This is a genomic window from Corynebacterium sp. ACRPE (genome assembly GCF_022347435.1).
GTDB classification, from domain to species: Bacteria; Actinomycetota; Actinomycetes; order Mycobacteriales; family Mycobacteriaceae; genus Corynebacterium; species Corynebacterium tuberculostearicum_D.
Window position 1 is genome coordinate 1 of sequence record NZ_JAKRNA010000018.1, and the last position, 19,129, is coordinate 19,129.

Sequence of the window (19,129 nt, forward strand, 5' to 3'; positions counted from 1 at the left end):
TCGGGATGATAAGCCCCGCCGACTTCGAGAACCGCATCGGTCTAACCACCAGCAGAAAAGAAATAGCCGCCTAACCACTAGGTAGCTCCACTACGTGTCCACAATTTGCGGGCAACCCCAGATGCGTTGTTGTTCGTCGTGCAGTCCTCGGTGGGCGTGCATGAGGTTCTTTATTTGTGAGTTCACCCCGCCTTCTAGCTTGTTGGTCGTGCGTTCCAATCGTTGGTCTTGTTTAGCTTTGGTCAGGTAGGCAAAGAGGTGGCCTTGTTGGCTCATTTTCTTTAGCTGCAAGTAGATTCCGCGGTGGGTGTAGTGGGTGTACCACCATTTTTTGTTGCGGCGTTTGGCTTTTGGAATCTGGTCGAAGGGGACGTCTTTGACGTAGGTTCTGGCTTTGAGCTGGGTGCTAAATACGGTGCCGAACTGTTGTAGTTTTACGGTCCATTCGGCTGCTTTATCCAGGTTGTCAACGGCGAGTAGTTCAAAGGAAAGTCGTTGTAATGCTTTGCCCATAGCGGAAGTGGGATAAAGGCCGGTGGCGCGTTGAATATTGCGTTTGACGTGGACAATGCAGCGTTGAACCGGGGTATGAGGCCACAGCTGGTGTAGTGCTTTAAGCCCTCCGGCATCGCCATCGCAGGTAACCAATTGTGGTGGGGCTAGCGGGTCGAGCAGGCGCATGTAGGACCAGGAGGATTCTTTCGTGCACCAGAACCAATTGATGACATGGCTGGAGTCGGCAGCTACAACAAGGCATTTGGTGTTGAAGTAGGTGCCGTCGATGAAGATTTGGTCGTAGATTCGCTGCCTATCAACGCTTCGGGGTGGTTGGATAAGCCAGAACGGTGTGAAGCGTCGTTGCAAAGTTCGTGGTGAAACACCGCAGGTTTTAGCCGTTTCTTCCAGGCTGTTGCTGGAGGTGAGCCAGGAAATGAACAGGCGGAACCATTTGGCTTGCACGGCATCGTTATTCACGCGGGTGAAGGTGGCCTTGCAGGTGCGGCATCGCCATCGTTGGCGCCCAGCACTCGTTTTTCCGTGTTTCGTGCATGCCCTGCCGCAGACGGGGCATCGAGGATGATTTTTACTCATCCCCTCATCGTGAACCTAGGCGCCTAGCACACCGGCATGCCTTTGGCGGTATTTCACGGTCGAAGCTGGAATATCCCTTTGGATAAGTGAAATAGTACTAATAACAGCACGCCAGACCAGCTAGCCGTACAACCTCACCAACACATCCTGTCGTTTAGGCCCTAAACCCCACATGCTGGGGTTTATTTTTTGTTTTTCTACCCCCGCATAGCGATTTTCAAAGGAGACTAGCATCACGTTTGGCGCTTCCCTATAATCTATAATTACGACAACACCAAAGTTCATAGTATTTCCTAGGCAACAATAGGAACCTGAACCTGCAGGGTTGCCGCACGTCAGAGCGCTATACCGCTCACGTTTCTTCCTCTTCCCCTATAGTCACGTCATAGAAAGCAGGTGAGTGTTGAACACCAACCTGGCGCGCGTTCGTCGCAGCAGCGATAGGCCTCCCGTCCGCATTCGGCCCGCATAATGGCCCGCTGAACATCGCATTTGACCACGAATCTCTGCGACCTTCACTTTGCGTCGCGCGCACCCGCGTGTTCGCTCCTCACCCAGCTGCACCCTGCAGCACCACATAGCTCACCGCTCACCATCCCGACGCCGTATCGCCCAGCAATTCCAGCCCGGCGCAGATACATCTACCTTCACTCCCGAGTGAAAAGTGGTGTCTAGGATGTGACCCGTTTGAAAAAGAGGTAGAACCCATATGACTTCTCCTGCAAATACCCGCTTGCCCATCTCTGATGATGTGGAAGCAGTCCTGCCCGCAGCGATTAGCCGCGCCCACGACTGGTTGAAGTCCACTGCGGACGAAGAAGATAAGGCCACCGAACAGCTCGCGGACCTGCTGCGCGATGAAGACGGCGTGAAGTTCACCATGGACTTCGTCGACCGCGTCATGCGCCCAGAAGATGACAAGGTTGCCGCACACGCGCTGAAGGATATTTCCTCCCACTATGACCCGTCGTTCCTAGGCAGCATCAATGGAGCGCTCGTTGGTGCCGGTGGCTTCTTCGGTCCAATCCTGCCCAACCTGGTCATGCCGGTGGCCCGCCTGTACATGCGCAAGATGGTTGGCCACCTCGTTCTGGACGCCGAGTCTGATGCACTCAACAAGATTTTGGACAAGGCCGCCGAATCCGGCGAACAGCTCAACCTCAACCTGCTGGGTGAGGCCGTGCTCGGTGAGGAAGAGGCTAAGTCCCGCGCGCAGCGCACCCTCAAGCTCATCCAGAACCCACGCGTAACCTACGTTTCGGTCAAGGCTTCCTCCATGGTGGCCCAGCTCAATCACTGGGATATCGATGGCTCGGTAGAGCGCCTCAAGGAGCGCCTGCGTCCGCTGTACCAGGCTGCGGCGGACCGTACCGACAAGGTCTTTATCAACATGGACATGGAGGAGTACCACGATCTCCACCTGACCATCCGCCTGTTCAAGGAGCTGCTCAGCGAGCCGGAGTTCCTCACCTTGGATGCCGGCATCGTGCTGCAGGCTTACCTGCCAGATACCTTCGATGCGCTCAAGGATGTCGCTGACTTTGCCAAGGAGCGCGTGGCCAAGGGCGGCGGCAAGGTCAAGGTGCGCATTGTAAAGGGCGCGAACCTATCCATGGAAACCGTGCAGGGCGAGGTCCACGATTGGCCGCTGGCTACCTACACCAACAAGCTCGACGTTGACGCCAACTACTACCGCCTATTGGATTTCATCCTGCGCGAAGAGTACGCCGATAGCGTCCGCATCGGTGTAGCAACCCACAACCTCTACACCGCGGCAATGGCCTATGAGCTGGGTAAGAAGCGCGGCGTGCTGCACATGATGGACTCGGAGATGCTGCAGGGCATGTCCCCAGCGCAACAAGCAGCGGTACGCAAGGTCTTTGAGGGCCGCCAGATCCTCTACACCCCGGTTGTCCACGCAGATGACTTCGACGTCGCCGTGTCCTACCTGGTGCGCCGCCTAGAGGAGAACTCCGCGCCACAGAACTTCCTCTACGCCCTCTTCGCCCCGGGTGAGGAGCCGTTGGCGGACCAGGAAGAGACGTTCCGTCGGGCCGTCGCCAAGCGCTGGGACACCTTCGCTGGTGCCCGTCGCACCCAGAACCGCCTTGAGGAAGACGGCCGCCAGGCACCGCGCACCGGCCGCTTTACCAACGAGGCAGATACTGACCCGGCGCTCGCGCCGAACCGCCAGTGGGCGCAGGAAGCGCTCAAGCGCAATCCGGGCGAGCACGGCATCGCGGAGGTTACCGACCCTGCCGCGGTCGAAGGTCACATCGCTCGCGCCAAGGAGCTGGGCACCGAGTGGGGCAAGCGTCCTGCCGCCGAGCGCGCCGCAGCACTAGAGGCCGTGGCGGATCAGATTGCGTCCCAGCGCGGCAAGTTCATCTCCGTGGCTGCGTATGAGGCTAATAAGACTGTTACCCAGACCGACCCTGAGGTCTCTGAGGCGATTGACTTCTGCACCTACTACGGCCAGTCCGCACGCCTGCTGGAAGAGTCCTACTCCGAATTCACCCCGCACACCGTCACCGTGGTGACCCCGCCGTGGAACTTCCCCATTGCCATCCCCACCGGTGGCATTGCGGCGTCCTTGGCGGCGGGCTCGGCGGTCATCGTCAAGCCTGCACCGCAGGTGGTTCACTGCGGCAAGCTCGTGGTGGAGGCCTTCCGCACCGCCCTCGAGGCACAGGGCCTGGACCCAGATCTGGTGCAGCTGGTGCTCACTGATGAAGCCGAGGCCGGCAAGGCCCTGCTCTCCCACGATGACGTGGACAATGTCATCCTCACCGGCGCCTCCGATACCGGCGCGCTCTTCCGTTCCTGGAAGCCGAAGATGAACATTATGGCGGAGACTTCCGGCAAGAACGCTCTCATCATTACCCCAGCCGCGGACCCGGATCTGGCCATCGATGACCTCTACAACTCCGCCTTTGGCCACTCCGGCCAGAAGTGCTCGGCGGCCTCCCTGGTCATCTTCGTCGGCGCGGCCGGCAAGTCCGAGCGCCTGCGTACCCAGCTGCTGGATGCTGTCAAGACCCTTAAGCCGGGCCCGGGCTTCGATATCACCACCACCATGAACGGCCTGGCGGAAGCGCCGAGCGAGAAGCTCCTGCGCGGTTTGACCCAGCTCGAGCCGGGCGAGAAGTGGCTGCTCAAGCCGGAAAAGCTCAACCAGGAAGGCACCCTGTGGTCCCCGGGCATCCGCGATAATGTGCAGCCGGGCTCCTGGTACCACAAGAACGAGTGCTTCGGCCCCGTCCTGGGCATCATGTACGCCGATACCTTGGAAGAGGCCATTGCCTGGCAGAACGACACCGGCTATGGCCTGACCGGCGGCATTCACTCGCTTGACGACGCCGAGATCGAGTACTGGATCGACAACGTTGAGGTGGGCAATGCCTACGTCAACCGCGGCATCACCGGTGCGATTGTCCAGCGCCAGTCCTTCGGCGGTTGGAAGAAGTCCGTCATGGGCCCGGGTGCCAAGGCTGGCGGCCCGAACTACGTGGCGCAGATGGGTGAGTGGGCCGATGGCGAGCTCAAGCCACGCAACGTGGACATTGCCCCAGCTAGCCTCGCCGCGCTGCACCGCCTGCGCGATAACCTTTCCGGCAAGCTCACCGAGGAGGACATCACCTGGCTGTGGCGCGCCGCTGAGCTGGACCAGGTAGCGTGGCAGGAAGAGTTTGGCCGCAACCACGACCGCACCGGTTTGGTTTCTGAGGCCAATATCTTCCGCTATCGCCCACTTTTGACCAAGCTGCGCGTGCGCGTGGGCGAAGGCTACGAGCTGCGCGAGGTTGCTCGCCAGGTGCTGGCCGCCGCAATTACCGGCACCGCCACGGAAATTTCCGCCACCCCGGAGGTTGCCACCCAGTTGCAGGACCTGGGCTTCGACGTCAAGGCCATCACCGACGAGGCTTTTGCTACCGACGTGGCCAATGACGCCTCCTCCCGCGTGCGTGCTCTGGGCACCGTGCCGGATTCCATCTACGAGGCCGCGGTACGCTCCAACTCCGTGGTGCTGGACCAGCCCGTGCTTGCCGACGGCCGCCGTGAGCTCATGCCTTACCTGCTTGAGCAGGCAGTTTCGGTTACCATGCACCGCTTCGGCATTATCCGCAACGTAGGTAACCTGCGCGACGAGTAATCCCCGGCCGCGTCAGCGGACGCGTTAAAGGTACTGAAGGGAGGTAGCGCCCCGCCCCTGGGCCGCTACCTCCTTTTTCGTATATGCGCTGCGAGTTTTATGTGGCATAGTGGTAGACAATGTCTACGTCACATAATTCGTCTTCCCGCGACGAGGCCAAGCGCCCGTCTGCGCAGGAAAAAGGCAACGCAACACAGATCCAAAAGCCGGGCGAGGAAGATTCGCATACCCTCGTCGCTTATGATGACGCGCACCTTGGTGCAGAGGCTGCCAGCGAGCACCCTGCCGAGCGCGACGATAAATCCGCCGTCCTGGCCAAGGACTTCCGCACCATGGCCAAGGTCTCGGTAGTCTTCATCCTCATCGTCGCCGGCCTAGCGCTGGCCGGCTACCTGCTCAAGTTCATTTGGGTAGGCCTGCTGCCGGTCTTGCTCGCCATCCTCGTCTCCACGGTGCTCTACCCCATCAGCGCGTGGCTGCGCAGTAAGGGATTCCCGCGCTCGCTTGCGGCGGTGAGCACCTTGCTCGGCCTCATCATTGTCTTCTGCGGCGTCTTTGCCGCCATGGCCCCCGTAGTCACCAGCCAGAGCCAAACGCTCATTAATCAGGCCGAAGACGGCATCAACCAGCTCACGGAGATGGTGGAAAAGTCCCCCATCGATATCCAAAGTGACCAGCTACAGTCCGTGCTCCAGGACGTGGTCAAGTTTGCCAAGGGCCAAGCCTCCACCATCGCCACCGGCGTTATCTCTGGTTTCTCGATGGCCAGCTCCATCGTCGTGGCCGCGCTGATCATGCTCTTTGTCACCTTCTTCATCATTAAAGACGGCGACAAGTTCCTGCCGTGGCTGCGCAAGTACACCGGCAATTCCACCGGCTGGCACGTCACTGAACTCGGTGCCCGCATCTGGAAGACCTTGTCCGGCTTCATCCAGGCGCAGGCCGCCGTGGCCATGGTGGACGCAGTCCTCATTGGCCTTGGCCTGTGGGTTCTGCAAGTTCCGCTTGCGCTCGTCATCGCTGTGGTGACGTTCTTCGCCAGCTTCATCCCGATCATCGGTGCGGTCACCGCTGGTGCTTTGGCAGTTATTATCGCCTTGGTATCCAATGGCCTGACCAATGCACTATTGGCCTTGGCCCTTATCATCATCGTCCAGCAGGTTGAGGGAAATATTCTCCAACCGATGTTGCAATCCAAGGCAATGGGACTGCACGCGGCCGTTGTCCTACTTTCCGTCACCGTCGGCTCTACCCTGGCAGGCATCGTCGGCGCCTTCCTCGCCGTCCCCGTGGCCGCCACCATTGCCGTCGTTGTGCGCTACCACGCCGAGATGGCCGCGCTTCGCTCCGGTGAAGTTGAGCCCTCCGATATAGACATCATTACTGGCTCCAAAGACGACTCCGAGGACGTCAGCGACGTCGTCCACGAACACGACGAGACGCCACGCGACAAAGTAGAACAGCTCTACCAGTCAATGAGCCCGTTGAGCTAGACGCTCAACCACATAAAAAAGCGCGCCGGCCTCCGCCGACGCGCTTCATTTTTCTAGCGCAGAAAGCCTAAGTCCGTGGCGGCCGAGGCGAGCTGGCGCGCACCGCGGTCCAGGACGTTGGCCCAGGTGCCCTTGGATTCCTCATTGGCGGAATCGGACACCTGCTTAAGCAGGGTGCAGGGCACATCGAAGCGCTGGCATACTGCGGCGATGGAATAGCCTTCCATGTCGCACAGCTGCGACTTCTTGGCCAGCTCGGTGCGCAGGGCGGTATCGGAGACAAACATGTCGCCCGTGGCCAGTCCGCGCACCGGAAGGCGGCCGGAGGTCTCGAGCTCGATGGCCTCTGGCAGCAGGTAGCGGTTGATATCGGTAAGCACTTCTAGCTTGAAGTCATGCTTGGTGACCTTATTGACTTCGAAGACGCCGGCCATGCCGTCGATAAGCGCGCCGGCCGTGCCAATGTTGACCACGCGATCGGGAAGGGCGCCGTTAGCGCGGGCGTCGGCAAGAGCTTCCGTCAGCGCAATGGCCGCCGGAACCGTACCGATTCCGGTAATGAGCAGGGGTTCGCCTTCCGGAATGTGGGCGGCTTCCGCATCCACGGCGGCGACGAAAAGGGTGCGTCCGTTGAGATTCTCCATGCCTGCGAGAATACCTGCCCGCCCTAGTCAAAGTTCAATGTGCGGTTCTTCTGACGCAGGCGAATCGTAATGTTTTTCTGGCCGGCGCCAAGGGCAATGATTTTCCCGCTAAGCACCCGGGCGACGGCCAGGTCTTCCTCCGTCGGTGCTTCGGCCGCGATCCGCGCCGTAGGCAGCCAAGCATCATGCGGGTCTGGCGCGCCGAGGTGAATGAGCCGTTCGCGCTCCACGTCGATCCAATAGCCCTCCGTGGCCATGAAGCGATCGTGGCTCCCCTCGAAGGAATCGCGGCGCCACCCGCCCTCGGCCACGCGGAAGACAAAGGGGCAATAGCCAAAACGCGAAGGCACGATATAGCGCGTCTGGGGGCTGACGCGCCAATGGCCGCGCGCGGAGCTCCACACTTGGCGGTATGTATCGGCCAAGCTCATGCCCAGACGCAGGCGCTGCTGCCTGTCTTCGTCCAATCCAGCACCATCTACCTGGGTGTTTAGCTCCCCGAGCCGCGTGGCATCGGCCACGTACATGCCCAGCCACGCTTCCTCCGGAGTGGTGTACGGGCCGGTGATATCACGGTGGAAGGAATCCGGCACGGCTCTTTCCGCGTCCCGGGGCAGGCGCTGGCGGGCGGCGAAGGCCCACAGGCGCGGATGTCCCATGCGGTACAGCATCACCGTCGCCCGCGGCAGGCGGTCGTGCACCTGCTCGCGCGTCAGATAATCACCCGCGCTGATGCGCCGCAGCAGCTGCTTAGCGACGTCCCCCTCCACCTGTTGTTCCACTCCCGGCGCGACCTCCATCTCCGGCAACTGGCTAAGCAGCATCAGATCGATGATGTCCCCCAGGTCAAAGACCTTGCTCAACTCCGTCTGCGCCTCAGGGCCAAAAGCCTCGATTGCGTCATATCCCAGCGCACCGCCCAAACGGCGGATGAGATCCGGGGACACGCTTACCCGGTTACGGGTCGCGTGCAATTCGGACGCATTCAAATTGCGATCCAGTGTCACGAGTGCTCCTTTCTCCCCCTCATAGGGGATTCAAATTTCGGTCACGCTTGGGATTAAGCCGGACATAGAAGCGCCGTTTCGCTCTTCCCGCTCGCCAAAATTCCGCGTGCGTTCAAGCTCTCGCACTAAGACACAGCCCTTTCACCGGTTGCTAGGCCCTCATATCTGACAATCTTGGCGGCATTTTCCCCTTTTAGCCTAATCTCTTAGTCAAACAGATGTCACACTTATACCATTCGCTTTACGTGCAGATAACTTGAATAAAGCCGAATGCCTGTATTGACGTTCTATTTGAAAGCATTTCTGCAAGTCGTATGTCTATAGTATGACACGGATTAATCTTTAGATTATCCAATCTCTCTCGTATTCCGCTCTTGAATTGCTTATGAAGGAGTTCAGCCTTTGAACAACAACAATGCCTGGGGCCAGCCGGATCAGCCCTCCACGGATCCTTCTACTCAACGCATGCGCCCCATGCCACGCGAGGAACAAGCTTGGGGCACGCACTCACCTAATTCCCCTACAACCTCGACTTCTGCAGCATCACCTACAGGTAAGGACTTTGACGACCCTAAGTCCTCCGGAAAAGGTAAACGCATCGTGTTCCTAGTCATCGCTGTGCTAGCGGTTCTCGCTCTGGTTGGCGGTTTAACTTGGGCACTGGTCAATAGGAACGATTCAAATGATGCCGATGACCCAAATGAACCTGCATTGGCTGCTAGCTCCGAGGCTAAAGATACCTCCCACCCTGGGAAGGGATCCGAGTCCGACAAAGATGAGGACAAGTCCAAAAAAGACGAGGCAAAAGATTCCCCAGAGAGAAAAAATAGCGCTAAATCACAAGAACTGACCAAGTACGAAAAGTGTAATGAATACGCAGATGACAAACTCAGCGATTTGCGTGCTCCGGTAAAGATGTACTGCGATGACTCCTGGCTTTTTGCTGGTGAGTACGGAACCTCGGCCCAATCCTTGTTCTATTGGACCGACAATGCCTGGCACCGATACGAAACAGATGGAACGTCGTGGCCGTCGCATATGGGATGCTACGACCGGTCAAAACTTGAAGACGCCGGTGCCCCGCTCCCCTTGCTCGATAAGGTTTTGTTGTGCGACGCCAATGACAAACCCAGTGCGGAATCTGCAGCAAAAGATGAAGCTGGCGCTAGCGCAAAATCTATTGACGAAATGCCGGACGACAGCGCCGGCCCCCGCTGCGACGGCCGATACATTCTCATCGCGGAATCCGTTATGGTCCCCCTAGGCAGTGACCCCCATCCTGAGCTTTCTCGCGTCCAGGGTAAGTATCCGGGTTCACACACAATGAGCGGAAAAGCCTGCAGCTCTCTTCGCGGCCAAGTAGACGGCAATGACGTCTACGCCGTCTACTTCGACGCAGGCCATAGCGTGGAGAAAGTGTGCGAGCTAAAAGCGCAATACGGTGGCAATGCTCGTTCACTAAATAACGATGCGGACTTCTCCGACCCCTGCTAATCCCCTCTCCATGTAAATCCCCCCTTCCCTATTACTCTCTTCTCCCTACGACTCTGCTCTAACACCAGAAAGGAACTCTCTGTGTCCCACTACAACCTCTACGATTCTCTCTCCCTCGATGCTTCGGCCGATTCCGCCGATCTTATCGAAGAGATCGACAACAAGCTCACCCAAGTCGATCCCGGGGACGCCGCAGCGCGCGACGAACTGAGCACTGCGCGACAAATCTTTTCCGCAGACAACCGGCGCAAGCAATACGATAACGACTTGGCTAATACCACTGGGCCGGAAGTAGATATCGCACGCATCCGCTACATCGCCGCCCTTCCGTCCGAAACCGCGCCGCAAGAAAATCTTGCCTCCTATACCCCGGCGCCGGAATACACCCCTCAGCACTCGGCGCAACCACAGCAAGACTGGAAGCCACAGGCAACAAATCGGCAACTCAGCAGCGGTTCAAGCTTCAACGTGGCCAATAAACAAGTCACTGTTGATTTTAGTAATGTAACATTCCCCGTCGAACCAGACCGCCAACGCTGCCAATCCATCATGTGGTGCGTGCTATGGGGCATCCTGCTCCTCATGTGGCTCATTGCCGGAATCCGCGGCTTGTCCCTTGCCGGCGAAGCTAGTGACACCACCGCCATGGGCCTTATCTTTGATTCCTCGGAGCTTGAGTCCAAGACCGCAGATTTCAGCGCCTCCCTGATCAAAACTCTCGTAGCCACCCCGCTCATGCTGATTCTCTGGGAGTTCGTCTGGTCGATTCGCAAGACTATAGGACGCCGGGCAATTGAGAATGCCTAGCTCGCATAGCCCTTTCCATGGCCAAGTACTGGCTATCGGAGCAGCAATGGGCCTGGCAATCACGTCTTTCGCTCTGGCTGGCTGTGACGAAAATTCCACTGACACTGCTGGTCAAAAACTTCACTATGAGACTGCTTCGAGGTCCGCTTCACCAGAACAAGGAGACGATGTAGAGCAGGAAACCTCGACGAAAGGACCTATACCAGAAGGAAAAACTACTTCCAGGCCAGTGCCACCCAACGTAGTGATGGATGAGGAAGAGGACAGCCAGGCGTCCCAACTAGGTGACGAGAATTCTTCTGCTAGCGGAGCCGACCAAACCTGCGGTACGCACAGCGCACAGACAGCGTTCCAAGACGGCGTTTCCCAAGTTGCGCCGTGGGGCACCATCGGTTGGGAGCTTTTCGATTCCTCCGGCTACGACCCATGCGCTTCCCTATCGTGGGAAACCCTGATTATTGAGGGAGGGACAAGTTCTTCACCCTTCCACATCATGCTCTTTAACCACGGTGAATACTTAGGTACTGCAACAGCAAAGCCCTACGGCTTCGCTCCCACGGTTGAACGCGTCAACGATTCCGAAATAGCGGTGACCTATCACTGGCCACGCGAGGGCGAAGGCAATGCCAACCGCTCGGGTACGACCAATGCAGGCTTCCGGTGGGATGAAGGCCAGCAGAAGGTCATCATGTCCGGCGACGTTCCGCCGATGCAGTAGGTCGATGTAAAACAAGCACGTTTCGCTAAAATGTCACCAGTTTGGCGGCGAAACGTGCTTGTTTTGCGCGCTGCGTGACGCCAAGCGGCGGTGGGGCTTCAAGGTGCACGGAAGCCCAGAAGTGGCCACATTCTGAGCCTTCATGGGGAGTCAGGGAGCAATTATCGTGGCCGAAACGTAGCCGAAAGAGAGATAGGAATGAGCGAGAAGACGTTTCAGCAGAAGTTCGGGGCTTTCGCGCTGGTGGCGGCGGTTGTCCTGCCGATCGTGAACTTGACCGTAGTAGGGCCTACGGTGTTCGGTATCTCCACGCCGCTGCTGCTCGGCATCACGGGCATCATAATGATGCGCGGTGAGAGAAGCAGCAGCGGCACAAAGGGTGATTAGCGCAGGCGGTGGCCTACGAAGCCGGCGGCAAGGGTGTTGCCGGAGGATTGATCGATGAGCAGGAAGTTGCCCACCGCGCCGCGGGCGGCATAGTCCTCGACGGGGAGCTCGGCCTGGGTCTGGATGGTGATGTGGGCGATGTCGTTCATGGCGACGGACTCGGGGTCCTCGACGTCGGAAACGCCATCAAGATCCAGGGTGCGGGTGACGGCGGCGACGCGGGCTTTGACCAGGGAAGAGCCGTAGCGCAGCTTGAGCATCTGGCCAGGCTTAATCTCCTTTTCGGTCAGGCCCACAACGGTGGCGTCGAATTCGCGGGTGGACGCGGGACGCTGGGGGCCGGCGAGGAGATCGCCGCGGGCGAGATCGACGTCGTCGGCAAGCAGGAGCGTCACGGAGTCGCCGGTGGCGGCGGAGCCGGCTGGGCCGTCAGCGGTGTCGATCTGGGTGATGCTGCTGGTGCGGCCTTCAGGGAGGCGGACCTCGTCGCCCACGGAGATGGAGCCTGCCTTCACGCGGCCGGCGTAGCCGCGGTAATCGGAGGCGTGCTCGCGGATGACGTACTGGATGGGGAAACGGAAGTCCAGCTCATCGGCGCGGCCGGTGGCCACGGGGACGGTCTCGAGAACCTCGAGGACGGTCGGGCCGGTGTACCACGGCATAGTGGTGGAGCGCTCGACCACGTTATCGCCCTTGAGCGCGGAAATCGGCACCACGGTGGTATCGGTAATCCCCAGGCGGGTGGCGATCTGGTTGAACTCGGACTCGATATCGCGGAAGACCTGCTCGTCGTAGTCCACCAGGTCGATCTTGTTCACCGCGAGGACCACGTGGCGCACGCCGAGGAGGGCGGCCACGTTGAGGTGGCGGCGGGTTTGTTCGACAACGCCATGGCGGGCGTCGATAAGAAGCACCACCACCTGGGAGGTGGACATGCCGGTGACCGTATTGCGGGTGTACTGCACGTGGCCGGGGGTATCGGCGAGGATAAAGGTGCGCTTATCCGTAGCGAAGTAGCGGTAGGCCACGTCGATGGTGATGCCCTGCTCGCGCTCGGCACGCAGGCCGTCGACAAGCAGGGAAAGGTCCATGCCGTCGAAGCCGCGGTCGGTGGAGGTGCGCTCCATGGACTCAACCTGGTCCGCGAGCACGGACTTGGTGTCATAGAGCAGGCGGCCTACGAAGGTGGACTTGCCATCATCAACGGAGCCGGCGGTGCACAGGCGCAGGGTATCGCGCTGCTTGAGGGCGCCGACATTCGGCGCGAGGGTCGTGGTCATCAGAAGTAGCCTTCCTTCTTGCGGTCCTCCATGGCGGACTCGGAAAGTTTGTCATCGGCGCGGGTGGCGCCGCGCTCGGAAAGGGTGGAAATGGAGATCTCCGCGAGCACCTCGTCCGGGGTCGACGCGGTAGATTCCACAGCGCCGGTGCAGGACATATCGCCCACGGTGCGGTAGCGCACGGTGCGGGTTTCCAGCTCCTCGCCTTCGGCCGGGCCACCCCATTCGCCAGGTGCTAGCCACATGCCATTGCGCTTGAATACCTCGCGCTCGTGGGAGTAGTAGATGGAGGGCAGCTCCAGTTCGCGGGCACCGATGTATTCCCAGATATCGGATTCGGTCCAGTTGGAGATGGGGAAGACGCGGACGTTTTCGCCGGCCATCTTACCGCCGTTGTACAGGTCCCAGAGCTCAGGGCGCTGGCGGCGGGGATCCCACCCGCCGAAGGAATCGCGGATGGAGAAGATGCGCTCCTTGGCGCGGGCGCGCTCCTCATCGCGGCGAGCGCCACCGCATACGGCGTCGTACTCGCGCTCGGCGATGGTCTCTACCAGCGGCACGGACTGCAGCGGGTTGCGGGTGCCATCGGGGCGCTCCTGCAGGTCGCCGCGGTCGATCCAGTCCTGGACGCGGGCGACGTGGAGGCGAGCGCCGGATTCTTCCACGAGGCGGTCACGGAAATCGATAACCTCGGGGAAGTTGTGGCCGGTATCGACGTGGAGCAGCTCAAACGGCACCGTGGCCGGGGCGAAGGCGCGGCGGGCTAGCTCGAAGACAACGACGGAGTCCTTGCCGCCGGAAAAGAGGATGCCTACCTTGTCGAACTGCCCGGCCACCTCGCGCAGGATGTGGATGGACTCGTTTTCTAGGTCTTTTAAGTGTGGGGAAAGTGTGCTCATTATTCGTGTAACCCGCATTCTGTCTTGCCGTCTGCAAATACGCGCCCGGACCGGGCATCGTCGCCTTCACCAACCGGAAAGGTCAGCGGGGCGCAGCCGATGGAGCGGTATCCCTGCAGGGTGAGTGGGTGGATGATGAGGTTATTGTCCTCGATGTAGCGGTCCGTATCGTCTAGATCCCAGGTAATAATGGGCGAGATCTTCAACCGGCCGGTGCGGTCGAGGCTCAGCGCTGGGGCGGTGGCGCGGTGCTCGGAATCGGCGCGGCGCAGGCCAGTGACCCAGCCGGCATAAGGGTCCATGGCCATGTTCAGCGGCTCGACCTTGCGCATGCGGTTATAGGCCGCGGTATCGCGGGCGTAGAGGCGCGGGCCGTATACCTCGTCTTGTTCCTCTGGGCTGAGCAGCGGGAGCACCCGTACTAGGGGTAGGTCCGGGTAGCGCTTTTCTACCTCGTCGGCTACCTCCAGGGTTTCCTGGAAGTGCCAGCCAGTATCGATGAAAAGCAGGTCTGCATCGAGCCCGGCGCGGTGAGCGAGCTCGGCCAAGACCGTGTTCTCCATGGACATGGTCACGGCCAGGCGGCCGGGTGCGTGTTCGGCGGCCCATTCGGTAATGGTTTCCGCTGAGGCGTCATAAAGCTTATCCGCCCACTGGTCCACCAATTGCTGGTTGCGCGCGGCTACCTCGGCGTCCAGCGGCGCGGTATCGCGCGTGCCTTCCGGGGAGATGCTGGGGTCGCGGTAGTTCTTGCCACCGTCCAGCAGGTTCGTCGTTGGGTTCATGCCGTCACACATTAGGCAAAACCCCGAGGCGGCGCAGCGGATTGTGGGCGAAAAGCCGCTGAGCTTGGCGGGAGGTGCGAATAAAAAGTTTCCAATCCGTACCAAGCGGACTAGATTTACAGACAAGACAGTCTATTGCGGGCGTGCGCGCCCTGCACAAGGAGGCACTTTCATGCAGCGTATAGCCATCATCGGGGAGGGCCCGGCAGCCCTATCCACCGCCGAGAAGCTTATCAGCGCTGGCATGTGTGTGGACCTCATTACTCAATGCACCGCACCATTCGGTCTACTCCGCCGCTTTGCGGGCTTGGCAGGCGTGCTGGGCGACGCCGTCACGGGCTCCCACTGCGGCCCCGGCACCACTCCCCGCTTGCGCCTTATCGGCAACGTGCGGGTAGGACCAGACGGTGATATCACGCAGAACGAAATCCACCGCCTAGCCGCCTCTGGCAATCGCGAGCTCCTCGTATTGGAACTCAAGGCCCGCGGCGTGGCCGTCACCACGTGGGAAGGCCTGTGCGCCCCACTGCAGGATTTTGAAGACTGGCGCAGCGTCATCACCCGCGCACAACTGGCTCACGTGGGGATTTAGCAGCAGTTATCAACTAGCGCCCCACCCACCACCGGTATAAACTTGCACGGCTACCCAGCCACGGCAAGGAAAGGGGCGCGAGTCCATGGACCTGGTTCGCATTCTCGTTACACGGTCGGCGCCGTATACGCCGTATTTCATCGCGGTACTCGTATTGCAGGCCTTATCTACGGCCGCCACGCTGTACCTTCCATCGCTTAATGCCAAGATCATCGATGAAGGTGTGTCTCAGGGCGATGTGGACTTCATCTGGCGCACCGGCGGCATCATGCTGGCCGTAGCCTTTGCCCAAGTCATCACCGCCATCGGCGCGGTATGGTGCGGCAGCCGCACCGCCATGGGCGTCGGCCGAGATCTACGCGGCGAGGTCTTCCGCCACGTTAATTCCCTGTCCACTGAGGACATGAGCCGCTTTGGCACACCTACGCTCATTACCCGCGGCACCAATGACGTCCAGCAGGTGCAAATGGTCTACATGATGATGCTGAACTTCATGGTGACCGCACCCATCATGTCCATCGGCGGCATCATCATGGCCGTGCGCGAAGACGCCGGACTGTCCTGGCTGGTGTGGGTATCCGTAGCGGTTTTGCTCGGCACCATCTCCGTCATCATTTCCCGCCTCATGCCGCTCTTCCGCTCCATGCAGGACAAGCTGGATTCCATCAATGGCACCCTGCGCGAGCAGATCACCGGTATCCGCGTGGTGCGCGCCTTCGTGCGCGAGGCCTATGAGTCCGAGCGCTTCACCAAAGAAAATAAGAACATTACCCATCTGTCCTTGAACATCGGCCGGCTTTTCGTGGTGATGTTCCCGCTCATTACGGTGATCCTCAACGTGGCCACAGGCGCGGTCCTGTGGTTCGGCGGACACCGCGTGGATGAAGGCTTGGTCAACGTCGGCTCGCTGACCGCATTCCTGCAGTACCTGCTCCAGATTCTGGCGGCGGTCATGATGGGTACCTTCATGGCAATGATGCTGCCGCGCGCCATCATCTGTGCCCGCCGCATTACCGAGGTGCTCCAGCACGAGCCCTCCATTACCCCACCCAGCACCACGACCACCCCAGAGACCTCTGCGGGCACGGTCGAATTCCGCAACGTGGGCTTTTCCTATGCCGGTGCGGATGCGCCGGTGCTAGAAAATATCTCCTTTACCGCCCAGCCCGGCACTACGACCGCCATTATCGGTTCGACGGGCTCGGGCAAAACCACCCTGGTTTCCCTCATCCCGCGCTTGTACGTCCCCACCGAAGGCCAAGTGCTTATCGACGCCACCCCTACCACCTCCCTGGCCCGCCAGGACATCGTCCAGCGCGTCTCCCTTGTCCCGCAGAAGGCTTACCTATTTAGCGGCACTGTGGCCTCCAACCTGCGCTTGGGCCGCCCCGAAGCCACCGACGACGAACTCTGGGAGGCGCTGCGCGTGGCCCAAGCTGACTTCGTTGAGGATCTAGATATGCCTATCTCTCAAGGCGGCACGAATGTCTCCGGCGGCCAGCGCCAGCGCCTGTCCATCGCGCGCATGCTTGTCGCCCAGCCTCTGATCTACCTCTTCGATGATTCCTTCTCCGCACTGGACGTGGCTACCGATGCCAAGGTGCGGGCGGCAATGCGCGCCTCCTTTACCGAGCGCGAAAAGCCGGTGACCAGCATTATCGTCGCCCAGCGCGTGGCGTCAATCCGCGATGCCGACCAGATTCTGGTGCTGGATGCCGGCCGCATCGTCGACCGCGGCACCCACGAGGAGCTCCTTGGCCGCTGCGCGGTCTACCAAGAAATCGTTGATTCCCAAGAAACCGCCGGTGTTGCAGGAGGCGAAAACTAATGGCTGAAAACACCACCTCTACCACCGAGTCCACGGACGCCGGCCTTGATCCCATGGACGGCTCCGCACCCCGCCAAGCCAAGAATTTCTGGCCCTCCACCAAACGCCTTTTCTCCCTGCTTGCTCCCTTCAAGCGCCACCTGTGGGCCGTCGCGGCAATGAACATCATCTGCATCTTCTTGGCCGTGGTAGCCCCGAAGATCATGGGCAAGGCCATGGACGTCATCTTTGCCGGCGTCATTTCGCGCAACCTGCCCTCCAATATTTCCGCCGAGCAAGCCATTGCGGGCATGCGCGCTGGGGGCCAGGACCGCTTTGCGGATATGGCTTCCGCAATGGACTTCGTCCCCGGTGAAGGCATCGATTTTAACCACCTGGGCACGCTCATCATCACCGTAATCGCGATGTATATCGTCTCCTCAGGTTTCCAGTGGTGGCAGGGAGCCATCCTCAACAAGTTGAGCATGGATATCGTGTTTGACCTGCGCGAGCGCGTGGAGGCGAAGATTAATGCGCTGCCTCTCAACTACTTTGATTCCCAGCAGCGCGGCGATATCCTTTCGCGTACCACCAATGACATCGACAACGTGCAGCAGGCCCTGCAGCAGGCGCTATCGCAGCTGTTTTATGACGCGTTGCTGGTCATTGGCATCACCATCATGATGTTCAGCGTCTCCTGGCAACTCGCTCTCATCGCCCTGCTGTCCCTGCCGCTTACCGGTCTAGTTATCGGCGTCATCGGCACCCGCTCGCAGCGCCAATTCAAAACTCAATGGCGCTCCACCGGTCAGCTCAACGGCCAGGTAGAAGAATCCTTCTCCGGCCACGACCTAGCCATCGTCTTCGGCCGTACCGAGGCCATGACGGAGGAATTCGACAAGCGCAACGAGGAGCTCTACCGCTCCGCAGCTAAGGCTCAGTTCCTGTCCGGCATCATGATGCCCATCATGCAGTTCCTGTCCTACCTGTCTTATGTGGCCATTGCGGTACTGGGTGGTCTGCGCGTGGCCAATGGCCACATGACTCTGGGCGCTGCCACTGCATTTATCCAGTACTCCCGCGAGTTCAACCAGCCGTTAGGCCAGCTCGGCGGCATGATGCAGCAGGTGCAATCCGGCGTGGCCTCGGCCGAGCGCGTCTTTGAGCTTCTCGACGCCGGAGAGCAAGCCCCCGACACCACCGACGAGGACCTTCCCGGCCGCGCCCAAGGACTCGTGGAGTTCCAGGACGTTGACTTCTCCTACGCGGAGGATAAGGAGCTCATCACCGGTCTCAACCTGCGCGTGGAGCCCGGCCAAACCGCGGCCATTGTCGGCCCCACCGGTGCCGGCAAGACCACCCTGGTCAACCTGCTCATGCGCTTCTATGAGCTCGATGGCGGTCAGATTCTCATTGATGGGCACGATATCGCCCGCATGCCGCGCCATACCCTGCGTTCCCAGGTGGGCATGGTGCTCCAGGACGCCGTGCTCTTTAAGGGCTCGATCATGGAGAATATCCGCTACGGCCGCTTGGACGCGACGGACGAAGAGGTCATCGCTGCGGCAAAGGCAACCTATGTGGACCGCTTCGTTCACGCGCTGCCCGATGGCTACGACACCATCATCGACCAAGACGGCGGCGCAATCTCCGCCGGCGAGCGCCAGCTCATCACCATCGCCCGCGCGTTCTTGGCCCAGCCCGCGTTGCTCATCCTCGATGAGGCCACCTCTTCGGTCGATACCCGTACCGAGGTCCTCGTCCAAGAGGCGATGAACGCGCTGCGCGCCGACCGCACCTCCTTCGTCATTGCCCACCGCTTGTCCACCATTCGCGATGCTGACCTCATCCTCGTCATGGAAAACGGCACCATCGTGGAACAGGGCTCGCACGACGATCTCCTTGCAGCCCAAGGCGCATACTGGCGCCTGCATCAGTCCCAGTTCGCTCAGGGGTAGTCTTTCCCGGCGG

General features: G+C 60.1%; 15 protein-coding genes. 9 read left to right on the forward strand and 6 right to left on the reverse strand.

Going from position 1 to position 19,129, the window contains the following annotated elements; genetic code table 11:
* Positions 1-90: 90 nt before the first annotated feature.
* The gene (locus MHY13_RS08910; RefSeq protein WP_239282900.1) at positions 91-1,092 is read right to left on the reverse strand and encodes an IS1249 family transposase; all 1,002 of its coding nucleotides are present in this window, start codon (positions 1,090-1,092) and stop codon (positions 91-93) included.
* A gap of 709 nt (positions 1,093-1,801) precedes the next feature.
* Here MHY13_RS08910 and MHY13_RS08915 point away from each other — a divergent pair.
* Positions 1,802-5,245 (forward strand): bifunctional proline dehydrogenase/L-glutamate gamma-semialdehyde dehydrogenase, encoded by a 3,444-nt coding sequence (locus MHY13_RS08915; RefSeq protein WP_239282901.1) that lies wholly within the window; start codon positions 1,802-1,804, stop codon positions 5,243-5,245.
* Positions 5,246-5,364: 119 nt separating this feature from the next.
* On the forward strand, positions 5,365-6,738 hold the full coding sequence (locus MHY13_RS08920; protein ID WP_239282902.1) for an AI-2E family transporter: 1,374 nt from the start codon (positions 5,365-5,367) through the stop codon (positions 6,736-6,738).
* 53 nt (positions 6,739-6,791) lie between these two features.
* On the opposite strand, the gene MHY13_RS08925 is transcribed toward MHY13_RS08920, so the two are convergent.
* Positions 6,792-7,382 carry a nucleosidase gene (locus MHY13_RS08925; protein ID WP_239191710.1) on the reverse strand — a complete coding sequence of 197 codons (591 nt, stop codon included), beginning with the start codon at positions 7,380-7,382 and terminating at the stop codon, positions 6,792-6,794.
* A 23-nt stretch (positions 7,383-7,405) separates the two neighbouring features.
* Positions 7,406-8,389: a hypothetical protein gene (locus MHY13_RS08930; protein ID WP_239282903.1), complete on the reverse strand. Its 984-nt coding sequence runs from the start codon at positions 8,387-8,389 to the stop codon at positions 7,406-7,408.
* 402 nt (positions 8,390-8,791) lie between these two features.
* Between MHY13_RS08930 and MHY13_RS08935 the strand changes: the two genes are divergently transcribed.
* The 4 genes from MHY13_RS08935 to MHY13_RS08950 all read left to right on the forward strand — a co-directional run bounded on the left by MHY13_RS08935 (position 8,792) and on the right by MHY13_RS08950 (position 11,795).
* Positions 8,792-9,883: a hypothetical protein gene (locus MHY13_RS08935; RefSeq protein WP_239282904.1), complete on the forward strand. Its 1,092-nt coding sequence runs from the start codon at positions 8,792-8,794 to the stop codon at positions 9,881-9,883.
* Between the two features lie 81 nt (positions 9,884-9,964).
* Positions 9,965-10,690: a hypothetical protein gene (locus MHY13_RS08940; RefSeq protein ID WP_239282905.1), complete on the forward strand. Its 726-nt coding sequence runs from the start codon at positions 9,965-9,967 to the stop codon at positions 10,688-10,690.
* 229 nt (positions 10,691-10,919) lie between these two features.
* Complete coding sequence (locus MHY13_RS08945) at positions 10,920-11,408, forward strand: LppP/LprE family lipoprotein (RefSeq protein WP_239282906.1); 489 nt, start codon at positions 10,920-10,922, stop codon at positions 11,406-11,408.
* A 198-nt stretch (positions 11,409-11,606) separates the two neighbouring features.
* Positions 11,607-11,795 (forward strand): hypothetical protein, encoded by a 189-nt coding sequence (locus MHY13_RS08950; protein WP_239282907.1) that lies wholly within the window; start codon positions 11,607-11,609, stop codon positions 11,793-11,795.
* Here MHY13_RS08950 and MHY13_RS08955 read toward each other — a convergent pair.
* The 3 genes from MHY13_RS08955 to MHY13_RS08965 are packed head-to-tail and all read right to left on the reverse strand — an operon-like array spanning position 11,792 to position 14,759.
* Positions 11,792-13,075 carry a sulfate adenylyltransferase subunit 1 gene (locus MHY13_RS08955; RefSeq protein WP_239282908.1) on the reverse strand — a complete coding sequence of 428 codons (1,284 nt, stop codon included), beginning with the start codon at positions 13,073-13,075 and terminating at the stop codon, positions 11,792-11,794. The two genes, MHY13_RS08950 and MHY13_RS08955, sit on opposite strands and share 4 nt — an antisense overlap.
* Positions 13,075-13,974, reverse strand: coding sequence for a sulfate adenylyltransferase subunit CysD (gene cysD, locus MHY13_RS08960; RefSeq protein WP_086588811.1), 900 nt, complete (start codon positions 13,972-13,974; stop codon positions 13,075-13,077). The genes MHY13_RS08955 and cysD overlap by 1 nt, the downstream gene beginning before the upstream one ends.
* Complete coding sequence (locus MHY13_RS08965; protein ID WP_239282909.1) at positions 13,974-14,759, reverse strand: phosphoadenylyl-sulfate reductase; 786 nt, start codon at positions 14,757-14,759, stop codon at positions 13,974-13,976. Before MHY13_RS08965 ends, cysD begins: the two co-directional genes overlap by 1 nt.
* Before the next feature lie 172 nt (positions 14,760-14,931).
* Here MHY13_RS08965 and MHY13_RS08970 point away from each other — a divergent pair, with 172 nt between their 5' ends.
* The 3 genes from MHY13_RS08970 (at position 14,932) to MHY13_RS08980 (ending at position 19,116) form a co-directional block, all read left to right on the forward strand.
* Positions 14,932-15,351 (forward strand): methylenetetrahydrofolate--tRNA-(uracil-5-)-methyltransferase, encoded by a 420-nt coding sequence (locus tag MHY13_RS08970; protein ID WP_239282910.1) that lies wholly within the window; start codon positions 14,932-14,934, stop codon positions 15,349-15,351.
* An 85-nt stretch (positions 15,352-15,436) separates the two neighbouring features.
* Positions 15,437-17,179 (forward strand): ABC transporter ATP-binding protein, encoded by a 1,743-nt coding sequence (locus MHY13_RS08975; RefSeq protein ID WP_239282911.1) that lies wholly within the window; start codon positions 15,437-15,439, stop codon positions 17,177-17,179.
* Complete coding sequence (locus MHY13_RS08980) at positions 17,179-19,116, forward strand: ABC transporter ATP-binding protein (protein WP_301332348.1); 1,938 nt, start codon at positions 17,179-17,181, stop codon at positions 19,114-19,116. Before MHY13_RS08975 ends, MHY13_RS08980 begins: the two co-directional genes overlap by 1 nt.
* Positions 19,117-19,129 lie beyond the last annotated feature (13 nt).

Excerpts from the sequence above, each read along its gene's own strand:
- MHY13_RS08920 (WP_239282902.1), top strand. The coding sequence starts at position 5,365 with ATGTCTACGTCACATAATTCGTCTTCCCGCGACGAGGCCAAGCGCCCG.
- MHY13_RS08950 (WP_239282907.1), top strand. The coding sequence starts at position 11,607 with ATGAGCGAGAAGACGTTTCAGCAGAAGTTCGGGGCTTTCGCGCTGGTG.
- MHY13_RS08955 (WP_239282908.1), bottom strand. The coding sequence starts at position 13,075 with ATGACCACGACCCTCGCGCCGAATGTCGGCGCCCTCAAGCAGCGCGAT.
- MHY13_RS08975 (WP_239282911.1), top strand. The coding sequence starts at position 15,437 with ATGGACCTGGTTCGCATTCTCGTTACACGGTCGGCGCCGTATACGCCG.
- MHY13_RS08915 (WP_239282901.1), top strand. The coding sequence starts at position 1,802 with ATGACTTCTCCTGCAAATACCCGCTTGCCCATCTCTGATGATGTGGAA.
- MHY13_RS08925 (WP_239191710.1), bottom strand. The coding sequence starts at position 7,382 with ATGGAGAATCTCAACGGACGCACCCTTTTCGTCGCCGCCGTGGATGCG.
- cysD (WP_086588811.1), bottom strand. The coding sequence starts at position 13,974 with ATGAGCACACTTTCCCCACACTTAAAAGACCTAGAAAACGAGTCCATC.
- MHY13_RS08970 (WP_239282910.1), top strand. The coding sequence starts at position 14,932 with ATGCAGCGTATAGCCATCATCGGGGAGGGCCCGGCAGCCCTATCCACC.
- MHY13_RS08910 (WP_239282900.1), bottom strand. The coding sequence starts at position 1,092 with ATGAGTAAAAATCATCCTCGATGCCCCGTCTGCGGCAGGGCATGCACG.
- MHY13_RS08980 (WP_301332348.1), top strand. The coding sequence starts at position 17,179 with ATGGCTGAAAACACCACCTCTACCACCGAGTCCACGGACGCCGGCCTT.
- MHY13_RS08965 (WP_239282909.1), bottom strand. The coding sequence starts at position 14,759 with ATGAACCCAACGACGAACCTGCTGGACGGTGGCAAGAACTACCGCGAC.